Raw genomic sequence first — 12,215 nt, forward strand, 5'->3', positions numbered from 1 at the left:
GCGATCCGGCGCGCCGATCCTTCGCATCAGCGTCGGGTGAGCGCCGTGCCGAGCGCCGCGGGCATACGCGTCGCGCGACCCACGCAGCAGAGCACGCCGAGCGCGATCAGATACGGCGCCATCTGGATCGCATAGGAACTTACGGGCAGCCCCCACCCTTGCATATTGAGTCCGACCGCGTCGGTCGCACCGAACAGGAGGCAGGCGAGCATGACCCGCAGCGGCCGCCAGCGGCCGATCAGCACTGCGGCAAGTGCGATAAAGCCGCGGCCGTTCGTCATCGCGTCGGTGAACGTGCCGAGCTGATCGAGCGCGAGCACCGCGCCGCCGATGCCCGCGAAAGCGCCGCCCGCGATGAGGGCGCGCGCGCGAATCGCGGCGGGCCGCGCGCCGGCCGCGAATACCGCCGACGGGTTTTCGCCGGTCGCCTGGACCAAGAGGCCCGTCTGCGTGCCGCGCATCCACACGTGCAGCAGCGCCGCGCAGACGAATGCCGCATAGGTCAGCGGCGTCTGATCGAACAGACCCGCGCCGATGACCGGCCATTTCGCGAGCCACGGTATCGGCCATGTCGCGGGCACGCTCAGATGCAGATTCGGCGAGCGTCCGCCGAACAGCGCGCGAAGCAGAAAGCTCGTGACACCGGCGACGAGAATATTGATCGAGAGGCCCGTCACCATGTGATCGGTGCTGAAGCGGCCCGTCGCGATCGCCATCAGCAGGCCGACGCCCGCGCCGCCGAGCGCGCTGCATACGAGGCCCAACGCATAGCTCTGCGTGATGAACGCGATCACGGCGCCCGCGAACGCGCCCATGAGCATCATGCCTTCGATGCAGACGCCGAACGTGCCGGCCGCTTCGCAGAGCACGCCGCCGAGGCCCGCATAAAGCAGCGGCGTCGCGATGCGGACCATCGATGCGACGAGCCCGGCCGCGACGGTCGAATTGATGGCGAGGTTCATACGCGTCGTTGCCTCCGGTCGAGACCGCGTGCGCAGAGCACGAAGGCCATCGTCAGTCCCTGGATCACGTCGACGAGCGACGACGGCACGCCGATCTCGCGTTGCATCGCGAGCGCGCCCGCTTCGACAAACCCGAAGAACAGCCCCGCGGGGATCACGGCAAGCGGATCGAGCCCGCCGAGCAGTGCGACCGCGACGGCCTTGAAGCCGAAGCCGACTGAAAAGCCTTCGATAAGCCGCGACTGCACGCCGAGCACTTCGACGCCGCCCGCGATGCCGGCGAGTGCGCCCGCGAGGGCCATGACCGCGAGCAGGAGCCGTGTCGACGACACCCCCGCATAGCGCGCCGCCGACGCGCTCGCGCCGAGCACGCGCAGGCCGAACCCGAACGGGGTGCGCCAGAGCACGAGCGCAGCGAGCCCGCTCGCGGCGAGCGCGATCAGAATGCCGATATGCAGATCGGCGCCCGAGAGCAGCATCGGCAGCAACGCGCCGTCGGGCACCAGCGGCGATTGCGGAAAGCCCGCGCCCGCTTCGCCCATCGGTCCGTTGAGCACTTCGCCGACCATCAGCAGGCCGACGAAATTGAGCATCAGCGTCGAGATCACTTCATTGACGCCGCGTCCGATGCGCAGCAACGCCGCGATGCAGGCCCAGACGCCGCCGCCGATTGCCGCGCCGAACAGGGCCGCGACGATCGGCAACACGCCCGGCAACGTGCCGAAATGCAGCGCCGTCCAGGTCGCGCAGATACCGCCGACCGCGATCTGCCCCTCGGCCCCGATGTTGATGATCCGCGCACGGAAACACAGCGCGATGCCCGTGGCCGCGAGGATATAGGGCGCGCTCTTGTTCAACGCGAACGAGAGCGCGTCTTCCGATCCGACCGCGCCGCGCGCCATATGCGCAAACGCGAGCACGGGGTTGTGGCCCGAGAGCACGATGAAGCACGCGGTCACCGCGAACGCGAGCGCGACGGCCAGCGCCGCGTCGCGTAGCGCGCGCCCCGCGCTCGTGATGCGCAGCAGCCGATCGGACCACGACGGCGCGAAACCGACGTCGAGGGGTTTGTCGATGCCTTTCATGCGTATGCGTCCTGTGCGTCGGCGCGTTGGGGCGTACGTTCGTCGGCGCCGGCCATCATCATGCCGAGCGCGGTCAGGTCGACGGCGTCGCGCGGCACGATGCCCTTGAGTTTTCCGCCGCTGAGCACGCCGATCCGATCGCCGAGCATCAGGACCTCCTCGAGTTCGGCCGACACATAGAGAATGGCCGCGCCGCGATCGCGCAAAGCAAGCACGCGATCGATGACGAAGCGCGTCGCGCCGGGATCGAGGCCCCAGGTCGGCTGCATCGCGACGAGCACGCGCGGCGTACGGCCGAGTTCGCGCGCGAGCACGATTTTTTGCTGGTTGCCGCCCGACAGCGAACCGGCGCTCGCTTGCGGGCCCGGACACGCAATGCGGAATTCGGCGATCTGATCGAGCGCGCGATGCCGAAACGCGGCGCGATCGAGCAAGAGGCGTTTGCGCCACGGCCGGCGCGCGAAGTCGCGCAGGGCGAGGTTGTCTTCGATCGTCATCGCGGGCACGAGGCTCGTGTGCGCGCGATCGACGGGAATATAGGCGATGCCCGCGGCGAGACGCGCGCGCGCATTCGCGCGCGAGACATCGACGCCGTCGAGATGCATTGAGCCGCGCGAGGGTTTGCGCAGCCCCGCGAGGGTCTCGACGAGCTCCGTCTGGCCATTGCCGTCGACCCCCGCGATCGCGAGAATCTCGCCGCCGCGCAAGGTGAAGCCGATATCGTCGAGCAGCGTCCGGCCGCGCGTATCGCGCAGCGTGAGACCTTGGACGTCGAGGACGCGCGTATCGTGTTCGAGCGTCGCGCGTTGCGGCGCGGCGCCGACATCGCGATCGACCATGAGGCGCGCGAGTTCGGCGCGCGTGATCGTGCTCACGTCGAAGCGATCGACGACTTTGCCCGCGCGCAGCACGATGCCTTCGTCGCAGGCCTGCATGACTTCGCCGAGCTTGTGCGTGATGAAGATGACCGAACGTCCTTCGCCCTTGAGCTTGCGCATGATCGCGATCAACCCTTCGACTTCGGGCGCGCTGAGATTCGAGGTCGGTTCGTCGAGGATCAGGAGGTCCGCGCCGCGCATGATCGCCTTGACGATCTCGACGCGCTGGCGCTGTCCGAACGACAACTCGGAGACCCATTGTTCGGGATCGAGATCGAGGCCGTAGCGCGCGCTCGCCTCGCGTACTTGCGCGGCCATCTGCGCGCGACGCAGCCAGCGGCCGGCGGCCGGCCATCCGAGCATCACGTTATCGACGACCGACATCGATTCGACGAGCATGAAGTGCTGGTGAATCATGCCGATGCCGGCTGCGATCGCGTCGCCCGGACGATGGCCGTCGAGTTCGCGATCCTTGAAGACGATCGTGCCGCTGTCGGCGCGTTCGATGCCGAACACGAGCTTCATCAGGGTGCTCTTGCCCGAGCCGTTTTCGCCGAGCAAGGCGACGATGCGGCCCGCGGGCACGTCGAGATCGACGGCGTCGTTCGCCTGCACGGACCCGAAGCGTTTGCTGAGCGCGCGGAGTTCGAGCATCGGACGCGCGGGTCGAGCGATCGGCTCGCGCATCGCGTTCGAGGCGCGCGACGCATCGACGGTGTCAGACACACCGGGTGCGCGCAACGTGTCGGGTACGTGCGAGGCGGTCATAGTCCACCGCGTGCGTCGTGCGCCGTGACGGAGACCTTGAGCGTGCCGGCCGCGAATTTCTTCTCGTCGTCGTTGAGTTCCTGAACGATCGCCGCGGGGACGACGGGATTGAACTGTTGTCCCGACAGATACGCAAGCTGCGCGCCGGTGCTGCCCTTCGTGTTCAGGCCATAGAGCCGATAGGTGCCGCCGCCGGTGCCGTGCGATGCCGCGTCGGCGATGGCCGCGTACATATCGCCCCATTGTTCGACGATATTGGTCAGCACGTTTTGCGGTGCGAGCGCGGTGTCTTCGACCGAGCGGCCCGTGACGTAGATGTTCTTGTCCTTGGCGGCGGCGATGATGCCGGACTGGCCCGCGTTGAGTTTGCCGGTCAGGAAATCGGCGCCCCATGCGATGAGCGACAGGGCGGCTTCCTTCGCGGCGCCGGCGTCTTCCATGTCCTGGACGTAGATGATCTTGACCTGGATATCGGGGCGCACGCTGAGCGCGCCCTTGCGGAACGCGCCGACTTGCGCGACGACGTTGGGCAGGCCTTCGAGGCCGTTGACCGAGCCGATCTTGCCGGTCTTGCTCATGCGCGCGGCGAGCACGCCTTCGAGGTAGCCGAATTGCGTGTTGTCGAAGTCGACGGCGCTGACGTTCTTGCCGGATCCCGCGGAACCGGAGCCGACGACGAAGACGGTCTTCGGAAAGCGCGGACCGACTTCCTGGGCGGCGGACTGGAAGCGGCCCGTGTGACCGATCACGACGTCGTAGCCGCGGCGTGCGTAGTCGCGCATGGCCTGCGCCATATCGGCGGGCTGGACGTTTTCGGAGTAGGCGACATCCCAGCCCATGGCCTTGAGGCGCTTGACGCCTTCATAGCCTTGCGCGTTCCAGCTTTGGTCGTTGATGCTGCCCGGCAGCAGGATCGCGGCTTTTTCGACGGCAAGCGCCGCGGTCGATGCAGACGCGAGCGACGCGCCGAGTGCGCAGCCGATGAGTGCGAGTTTCAGATGGCGGACGACGAGACGAAGACCCCCGGCTTGGATGCGTGTATTGGACATGGATATACCGTTCACATGGAGTTGGATTGCGGCCCTGGATGGGGTGTGACGGCTGTCCGTCGCGTGATGCCGCACACCGATGGGATTGAATATAAGTCGCTAAAAATCGGTGCCGGGGCGGCATTTCGAGGATCGGAATTTTTACGAAATATATCGATTAATCAGGGTGTTGGAATTGAAACGAGATGGAATTCGCGGGCGTGACGGGTGGGGTTTGGAGCGGGGGCGATTGAGTTTCGGGCGTGTATCGGCGCGCGGGTTCGACCGGAGAACGCGCGCGGTCCGGAGTCTGGCGCGCCCTCTACGGCTCATGAGCGCGGGCCGTTCCGATTCGTCGATCACGTCGATCGAAGCCCCCCGCGCGGCGTATTACCAAAGGCGTGAAAACAGCGAAAACAACTGAGCTTGCACATATGTCGCCGCGTGACAGAGCGCTCGCCAAAGTGAACGCTTCGGACTCGGCGAGCGCCGTCTGGCCGGTTTCGCGACAAAGGTGGATGGGATTTCCTCGACGCCGTCAAACAACGAAGGTTGCATGCGCGCGATGTGTTCGGCGCGCGCCATCCGTTGAAAGAGCATGCTTTTCGATATCGCAAGATGCGAGGCGAGCCGCTCGCCATTACCCGAAAAAAATTCCAGCGAGCGTAAATAGGCGACCGCTTCGGTAAATCGAGAACGAAGCGTACGCTCATCGTCGTGATATTGATCGACTAATTCGCATGCGTGTTCAGGTTCGTATTGCTTGGGGGCCGCGAGTGTCGAGGCGATACGATTGGATTGAATTTCGCCGTCGTCTCCTTGATCTTCTTCATCGAGTCGGAATGCGAATCTGAATGGACGATCCACGAACTGGCCGAATGCCTTTCGCAGACGCCGTATCACGGCTTCTCGAAAACTCTCGTCATCAGGATCGAGTGTCTGTTGGCTTTCGTCTTGTATTTCCCTGGCGACCAGCCAGGCTTCTGCCTTCAAATCATCAACGGAGTGCTCGCCTCGCGTCCCGCGCGCGATCTGCCGCAGGTGGCCGAGAATCGAAGGAATCAAACGTGTGAGGAACCCATCGTCGTCATTGGACATGGAGAGATATGAGTGGGGTTGGTTTGATTTGAACCCTCCGACGTATCAGAGGTTGCTGAACATCGCGACATACATTTTTTATTGGTATGGAGTGTTCGGCATTTTAATCAATCAACCCGAAAATCGAGCGGCCATCTAAGTCAGAAAATAATCCAAGAAAACACCCGATAATCGACGCAGATTTCACCGCGCATTGCATGTGCACGCACGCGCATACGAATAAGCTGCATCAATGTGAATTGGATGATGACGGACTATCGGGTGAGTCACCGCTCGCCCTGACCGGCGGGCGAACGCGGCTTCGATACGCATCACGGATTCAACACGGGACGCTAAAGACCTCGCACACGGGCTCTTGCAATGGGCCCGCTCTCAAGCGACCGCGCGAGACTCGATCAAGACGTTCACACGCCGAGTCAACGTCGGATGGAAGCCGACGTGGATCGGCGGAGAAATCAGATTCGCGGTACGTCTTAGCGTTCACATTGCGACGCTCCATCGTGGGACGCGTCATCACCGCTGCTCACCCGACGGCGGGCAGTATGTTCGTGCGCACCGTGACGCCTTTATCGTGGAATGCAAGGAGCCTGCACGGTGAAGAGACACCGCCGACGATGATGCGTGAAACCCGATTATGACCGTGACTGCGATGCGTCAGCGAACGCGCTTGGCCACGCACGAAAATGTATTCGGCTTGGGCACGGTTCCGCATGGCTAAGGAAGTGACGAAGCATCGAAGCACACGTCGATGCCCGTCCAAGCGTACGAGGTTTTGTTGGGCGCGTCTTCCAAACCGGCCCACAAACGACAACGGGTGACAGATCTAAGATCTGTCACCCGTTGGCTTGACTGGTCGGGGCGAGAGGATTTGAACCTCCGACCACCTGCACCCCATGCAGGTACGCTACCAGGCTGCGCTACGCCCCGAAAGAACGAAAGTATAACAGAGAGAATGACGTCGGTGTATCGATCTAATGTTTTGCGAGCAACGCGATCACATCCTGCAGTTCGCGACGCAAACGATCGCAATCGACGGGCGTCAATGTCTCGACGTGCGCTCCGATGTCCGGCTTCTCGGCCACGCGCTCGCGCGCAGGCTCCGTCGGCGCATTGCCCAACGCATCGAGACGATTGCGCGCCCCATTGATCGTGAATCCCTGTTCGTACAGCAGTTCACGAATTCGACGGATCAACAGCACTTCATGATGCTGGTAATACCGCCGATTACCGCGACGCTTGACCGGCCGCAATTGCGTGAATTCCTGCTCCCAATACCGAAGCACATGCGGCTTCACGCCGCATAGGTCACTCACTTCACCGATCGTGAAGTAACGCTTGGCAGGAATCGGAGGCAGGATGACCTTTTCCATCGCGGCGGCGCCGTCGGATTAGAACGGGGTGTACGACAGTTGTATGGACGACCGGCCAGCGCACAGCCAGTTGCGAATCAGTGACCCTGCGGCGTCTGCGACACACCGCCTTCAACGAGCGACTTCAACTTCTGGCTCGCATGAAACGTCACGACCCGACGCGCGGCGATCGGAATCGCCTCCCCCGTCTTCGGGTTACGCCCCGGACGCTGCGGCTTGTCACGCAACTGGAAATTGCCGAAGCCCGACAGCTTCACACTGTCGCCACTCTCGAGCGCGTCACGAATCACTTCGAAAAACGCCTCGACCATATCCTTGGCTTCGCGCTTGTTCAGGCCGACATGATCGAACAGCAGCTCGGCCAGCTCCGCCTTCGTCAACGTCGGCGTATCGGCTGCGTTCGCCGAGCCGTTCCCGTTGATCGCGTTGTCGTTGTCGTCCGTCATCGCACTGCGCTGCGCCGCCAGTAGCGCTTCAAATTCACTCGAGTTCATTTTTTTCTAAGGGTCAAAAAAACAGGCGCCTGATTACACGGGTGATGTCTTACCCGCGCAAGCGCGCGCCATAGACTCGAGCCAAGCGATCCACCAACGTCTTGATGGCCAGTTCAACTGTTTCGTCCTGCAAAGTCCCGCCAGTATCTTGCAGGGTAAACCGGAACGCAAGGCTTTTCTGGTCCGCTTCGAGGCCACCCGAAACCGCAGCCGTCGGACGGAATTCATCAAATAAAACAACGTTTTGGACGTATTTGCAAGCAGGTTCCGTTCGCGCCGCCTCGAGTTCGTCGAGAAGGCTTTGCGCCTGCACGCCCTGCTCCACAACCACCGCGATATCGCGCGTCACCGGCTGGAATTTCGAGACTTCAACCAGCGCCGGCAGCGGCCGGATCTGAATCGGATCGACGTCGACTTCGAACAACACCGGCGCATGCGGCAAATCGTATTTCTGCAGCCAACGCGGATGCAATTCGCCAATCCAGCCGATCGCCCGACCATCGAGCTCGACACGCGCGGAACGCCCCGGATGCAACGCCGGATGCTCCGCCTTCACGAAGCGCGGCGTCGCCGGCGCGAGCAACGCTTCGAGATCGCCCTTCACATCGAAATAGTCGACCGCACGCGTCTTCGTCGCCCATTGCTCCTCGACGACCGGCCCATATGCGAGCGCGCCGATACGCTTCGGCTGTTCGAATCCCGCGACCTGAAGTTCGCCCGCGGCCACCGACGCGTTCGCATGGAACACGCGACCCAGCTCGAACAAACGCACGCGATCGGCCTTCCGATTGAGATTCGACCGCAGCACCTCGATCAGGCTGCCGAACAGCGAACTGCGCATGACCGAGTATTGGCTTGCAATCGGATTCAGCACGCGAATCGGGTTCGCGTTCGCCGCGAAGTCCTGCTCCCATTGCGCATCGACAAAGCCGAAATTGACGGTCTCCGAGTAATCGCGCGCGGCCAGCGTGTGGCGCAGCGCGTGAATCGAACGACGCGTCTCGCTCGTCGGCCGCATCGCGCTCGGCGCGACAGGCGGCAATGCCGGAATGCTTTCGAATCCGTGAATGCGCGCGACCTCTTCGATCAGATCCTCTTCGATTTCGATATCGAAACGATACGAGGGCGGCGTCACGACGAATTGCTCGGCCGCCGTGCCCGCGTCGCGACGTTCGAAACTCAGTCCAAGCCGCGTGAAAATCGAGGCGATCGCGTCGCCGCCGATCTCGATGCCGATCACGCGCGCGGCACGCGCCACACGCATCGCGACCGGCTTGCGAACCGGCACGTTGACCTGTTGATCGTCGACGGGTCCCGCCGTGCCGCCGCAGATGTCGAGAATCAGCTTCGACAGATACTCGATATGTTCGACGGTCGTCGCATAGTCGACGCCGCGCTCGAAACGATGTCCCGCATCGGTCGTGAAGTTATAGCGGCGGCTGCGGCCGCGAATCGCATCGGGCCACCAGAATGCGGCTTCGAGATAGATGTGCTGCGTGTCGAGGCTCACGGCCGTGCTGTCGCCGCCCATGATCCCCGCGAGGCTTTCGACGATGCGCTCGTCGGCGATCACGCCGACCTGATCGTCAAGCTCGACGGTGTTGCCGTTGAGCAGCTTCAGCGATTCGCCGCTACGCCCCCAGCGCACATCGAGCGCGCCGTGGATCTTGTCGAGATCGAACACATGCGACGGACGCCCGAGTTCGAGCATCACGTAGTTCGAAATGTCGACGAGCGCCGAAATGCTGCGTTGCCCCGACCGTTCGAGTCGCTCGACCATCCAGGCGGGCGTAGCCGCACGCGCGTTGACGCCGCGAATCACACGCCCCGAAAAACGGCCGCACAGATCCGGCGCGCTGATCTTGACGCCGAGCGTGTCCGCGAGCCCGACCGCGACCGGCGTGAACGCGGGCTTGGCCAGCGGCGCACCCGTGATCGCCGACACTTCGCGCGCGACGCCATAGACCGACAGGCAATCAGCCTTGTTCGGCGTGAGCTTGATTTCGAAAATCGTGTCGTCGAGATTCAGCACCGAGCGAATGTCTTCACCGATCGGCGTATCGGCCGGCAGGATCATCAAGCCGCTATGGTCTTCACTGAGCTTGAGTTCGCGCGCCGAGCACAACATGCCCTGACTTTCGACACCGCGCAGCTTCGAGAGCTTGATCGCGAACGGCGCCCCGCCCGCTTCGGCCGGCGCGAGTTCGGCGCCGACGAGCGCGCACGGCACCTTGATGCCGGGCGCCACATTCGGCGCGCCGCAGACGATCTGCAGCGTCTCGCCGGTTCCGGCGTCAACCTGGCACACGTTGAGCTTGTCGGCATTCGGATGCTTTTCGACGGCAAGCACATGACCGACCACGATCTTCTTCGTCGGCGGCGCGATCGGACGCAGGTCTTCGACTTCGAGGCCCGACATCGTCATCGCGTGGGCCAGTTCGTCGGTCGTCAGCGTCGGGCTGACAAAGCTTCGGAGCCAGGATTCTGGGAATTGCATGGATCGCTAACGTTCGTATTCGTTTTGGGGTCGTCGGTCGCATTGCGATCGACCGCCTTCGGCTCGCCATGACCGGCGCACGACACGCGCGCCGGCGGCATTCGCGAGCGGGGCCCTACGCAAACTGGCGCAGGAAGCGCAGATCGCCTTCAAAGAACAGACGCAGATCGTCGACGCCGTAGCGCAGCATCGCGAGCCGCTCGAGACCGCTGCCGAACGCGAAGCCGATATAGCGCTCGGGATCGAGGCCCATATTGCGGATCACGTTCGGATGCACCTGCCCCGAGCCCGAGATCTCGAGCCAACGCCCCGCGTTCTTGCCGCCTTCGAAACGCATGTCGATTTCGGCCGACGGTTCGGTGAACGGAAAATACGAGGGCCGGAAACGGATGCTGATGTCGTCGCGCTCGAAGAACTTGCGCAGAAAGTCGGTATAGACGCCCTTGAGATCGGCGAAGCTCACGTTCTCGCCGATCCAGAGGCCTTCGACCTGGCTGAACATCGGCGAATGCGTCGCGTCGCTATCGACGCGATACGTGCGGCCCGGCGCGATGACCTTGATCGGCGGCTTGTTCATGCGCGCATACCGGACCTGCATCGGACTCGTATGCGTGCGCAAGAGCAGCGGACGGCCTTGCTCGTCCTTCGCGTCGATATAGAACGTGTCCTGCATCGAGCGCGCCGGATGATTCTCGGGGCTATTGAGTGCGGTGAAGTTGTACCAGTCGGTCTCGATCTCGGGACCGTCGGCGACATCGAAGCCGATCGACCGGAAGATCTGTTCGACGCGTTCCCACGTCGTCATCATCGGATGCAGCGTGCCGGTACCCGCGCCACGACCCGGAAGCGTCACGTCGATCGCTTCCGCAGTGAGGCGGCGATTGAGCAGCGCATCGGCGAGCGCCTGGCGGCGCGCCGTCAGCGCCTCTTCGATTTGTTGCTTGGCGCCGTTGATCCGGGCGCCTTCGGATTTACGCGATTCGGGGTCGAGCTTGCCGAGGCCCTTCATGAGCTCGGTCACCTTGCCGGTCTTGCCGAGAAAACGCGCCTTTTCGTTTTCGAGTGTCGCGTTGTCGTCAGCGCCGGCGAATGCGCGTTGCGCATCGGCGACGATCTCTTGCAGGTCGAGGGATTCCATCGTCGTCACGTCGATCTTCCACTAAACAAACTGGGATTCAACAAAAAAGGGGCTCGTCAAAGAGCCCCGTTTTGCGCGACACCATCGCTGGCGTCGCGGACATCGCCGTCATCGACCCACATGACCACGATGCCCTCAGCCCTGACAGCGAGCTGGCTCAAGACGACCGGTGACCCGGTCGTTTAGCCTTAAGCAGAAGCGGACACCACCGACTTCACTTGCTTCACGATCGCCGCGAAAGCAGGCTTGTCGGTCACAGCCATGTCAGCGAGAACCTTGCGGTCCAGTTCGATATTGGCCTTCTTCAGACCATTGATGAACACGCTGTACGTCAGGCCATGTTCACGGGTACCCGCGTTGATACGGGCAATCCACAGTGCACGGAACACACGCTTCTTGTTGCGGCGATCGCGATAGGCATATTGCCCGGCGCGCATGACCGCCTGCTTGGCGATGCGGTAGACGTTATTGCGACGGCCGCGGAAACCCTTGGCTTGGTCGATAACTTTCTTATGACGGGCGCGCGCGGTAACCCCACGTTTGACTCGAGGCATGTTTCTCTCCTTAGAGTGGTTGTGAGATTAAGCGAACGGCATCATCGCGCGCACGGAATTCGTATCCGACGCGTGAACACCCGTGCTGCCGCGCAGGTGGCGCTTGTTCTTCGTGGTCTTCTTCGTCAGGATGTGGCGCTTGAAGGCCTGACCGCGCTTGACGGTACCGCCCGGACGCACCACAAAGCGCTTCGCAGCGCTTTTCTTGGTCTTCATCTTCGGCATGACAACTCCAGATTTCTAACATGAGCATGGGTGTGCGGCCGACGCCGCCCTTGTAGGACCCACGTTCACTTATTTGCAGCGGTTACCCGCTGTGATGACGGGTTCGAAGGCCCATGCC

The 12,215-nt window shown here is 62.9% G+C and carries 11 protein-coding genes and 1 tRNA gene; all 12 read right to left on the reverse strand.

Features of this window, described 5'->3' with window-relative positions; genetic code table 11:
- Positions 1-26: 26 nt before the first annotated feature.
- Positions 27-962: an ABC transporter permease gene (locus tag D7S86_RS26475; RefSeq protein WP_121091055.1), complete on the reverse strand. Its 936-nt coding sequence runs from the start codon at positions 960-962 to the stop codon at positions 27-29.
- Complete coding sequence (locus D7S86_RS26480) at positions 959-2,047, reverse strand: ABC transporter permease (protein ID WP_121091057.1); 1,089 nt, start codon at positions 2,045-2,047, stop codon at positions 959-961. The genes D7S86_RS26475 and D7S86_RS26480 overlap by 4 nt, the downstream gene beginning before the upstream one ends.
- On the reverse strand, positions 2,044-3,693 hold the full coding sequence (locus tag D7S86_RS26485; protein WP_158602097.1) for an ABC transporter ATP-binding protein: 1,650 nt from the start codon (positions 3,691-3,693) through the stop codon (positions 2,044-2,046). The genes D7S86_RS26480 and D7S86_RS26485 overlap by 4 nt, the downstream gene beginning before the upstream one ends.
- Positions 3,690-4,742, reverse strand: coding sequence for a BMP family protein (locus D7S86_RS26490; RefSeq protein ID WP_121091061.1), 1,053 nt, complete (start codon positions 4,740-4,742; stop codon positions 3,690-3,692). The genes D7S86_RS26485 and D7S86_RS26490 overlap by 4 nt, the downstream gene beginning before the upstream one ends.
- A 369-nt stretch (positions 4,743-5,111) precedes the next feature.
- Complete coding sequence (locus tag D7S86_RS29310; protein ID WP_147432485.1) at positions 5,112-5,819, reverse strand: hypothetical protein; 708 nt, start codon at positions 5,817-5,819, stop codon at positions 5,112-5,114.
- A gap of 850 nt (positions 5,820-6,669) precedes the next feature.
- Positions 6,670-6,746, reverse strand: a tRNA-Pro gene (locus D7S86_RS26505).
- A 44-nt stretch (positions 6,747-6,790) separates the two neighbouring features.
- A complete protein-coding gene (locus D7S86_RS26510; RefSeq protein ID WP_121091067.1) occupies positions 6,791-7,189 on the reverse strand; it encodes a MerR family transcriptional regulator in 399 nt (132 codons plus the stop codon).
- A 77-nt stretch (positions 7,190-7,266) separates the two neighbouring features.
- Positions 7,267-7,683 (reverse strand): integration host factor subunit alpha, encoded by a 417-nt coding sequence (locus tag D7S86_RS26515; RefSeq protein WP_121091069.1) that lies wholly within the window; start codon positions 7,681-7,683, stop codon positions 7,267-7,269.
- 49 nt (positions 7,684-7,732) lie between these two features.
- Entirely contained in the window at positions 7,733-10,180 is a 2,448-nt protein-coding gene (gene pheT, locus D7S86_RS26520) for a phenylalanine--tRNA ligase subunit beta (protein ID WP_121091071.1), read from the reverse strand.
- Positions 10,181-10,295: 115 nt separating this feature from the next.
- On the reverse strand, positions 10,296-11,318 hold the full coding sequence (gene pheS / locus D7S86_RS26525) for a phenylalanine--tRNA ligase subunit alpha (protein WP_121091073.1): 1,023 nt from the start codon (positions 11,316-11,318) through the stop codon (positions 10,296-10,298).
- Between the two features lie 188 nt (positions 11,319-11,506).
- Positions 11,507-11,872: a 50S ribosomal protein L20 gene (gene rplT / locus D7S86_RS26530; protein ID WP_121091075.1), complete on the reverse strand. Its 366-nt coding sequence runs from the start codon at positions 11,870-11,872 to the stop codon at positions 11,507-11,509.
- A gap of 27 nt (positions 11,873-11,899) precedes the next feature.
- The gene (gene rpmI, locus D7S86_RS26535; protein ID WP_121091077.1) at positions 11,900-12,097 is read right to left on the reverse strand and encodes a 50S ribosomal protein L35; all 198 of its coding nucleotides are present in this window, start codon (positions 12,095-12,097) and stop codon (positions 11,900-11,902) included.
- Positions 12,098-12,215 lie beyond the last annotated feature (118 nt).

Origin of the sequence: Pararobbsia silviterrae (assembly GCF_003628125.1) — a bacterium.
Lineage (GTDB): Bacteria > Pseudomonadota > Gammaproteobacteria > Burkholderiales > Burkholderiaceae > Pararobbsia > Pararobbsia silviterrae.

What these genes read in the sequence shown, in the direction of transcription:
- D7S86_RS26475 (WP_121091055.1), bottom strand. Translation starts at nt 962, where the DNA reads ATGAACCTCGCCATCAATTCGACCGTCGCGGCCGGGCTCGTCGCATCG.
- D7S86_RS26480 (WP_121091057.1), bottom strand. Translation starts at nt 2,047, where the DNA reads ATGAAAGGCATCGACAAACCCCTCGACGTCGGTTTCGCGCCGTCGTGG.
- D7S86_RS26485 (WP_158602097.1), bottom strand. Translation starts at nt 3,693, where the DNA reads ATGACCGCCTCGCACGTACCCGACACGTTGCGCGCACCCGGTGTGTCT.
- D7S86_RS26490 (WP_121091061.1), bottom strand. Translation starts at nt 4,742, where the DNA reads ATGTCCAATACACGCATCCAAGCCGGGGGTCTTCGTCTCGTCGTCCGC.
- D7S86_RS29310 (WP_147432485.1), bottom strand. Translation starts at nt 5,819, where the DNA reads ATGTCCAATGACGACGATGGGTTCCTCACACGTTTGATTCCTTCGATT.
- D7S86_RS26510 (WP_121091067.1), bottom strand. Translation starts at nt 7,189, where the DNA reads ATGGAAAAGGTCATCCTGCCTCCGATTCCTGCCAAGCGTTACTTCACG.
- D7S86_RS26515 (WP_121091069.1), bottom strand. Translation starts at nt 7,683, where the DNA reads ATGAACTCGAGTGAATTTGAAGCGCTACTGGCGGCGCAGCGCAGTGCG.
- pheT (WP_121091071.1), bottom strand. Translation starts at nt 10,180, where the DNA reads ATGCAATTCCCAGAATCCTGGCTCCGAAGCTTTGTCAGCCCGACGCTG.
- pheS (WP_121091073.1), bottom strand. Translation starts at nt 11,318, where the DNA reads ATGGAATCCCTCGACCTGCAAGAGATCGTCGCCGATGCGCAACGCGCA.
- rplT (WP_121091075.1), bottom strand. Translation starts at nt 11,872, where the DNA reads ATGCCTCGAGTCAAACGTGGGGTTACCGCGCGCGCCCGTCATAAGAAA.
- rpmI (WP_121091077.1), bottom strand. Translation starts at nt 12,097, where the DNA reads ATGCCGAAGATGAAGACCAAGAAAAGCGCTGCGAAGCGCTTTGTGGTG.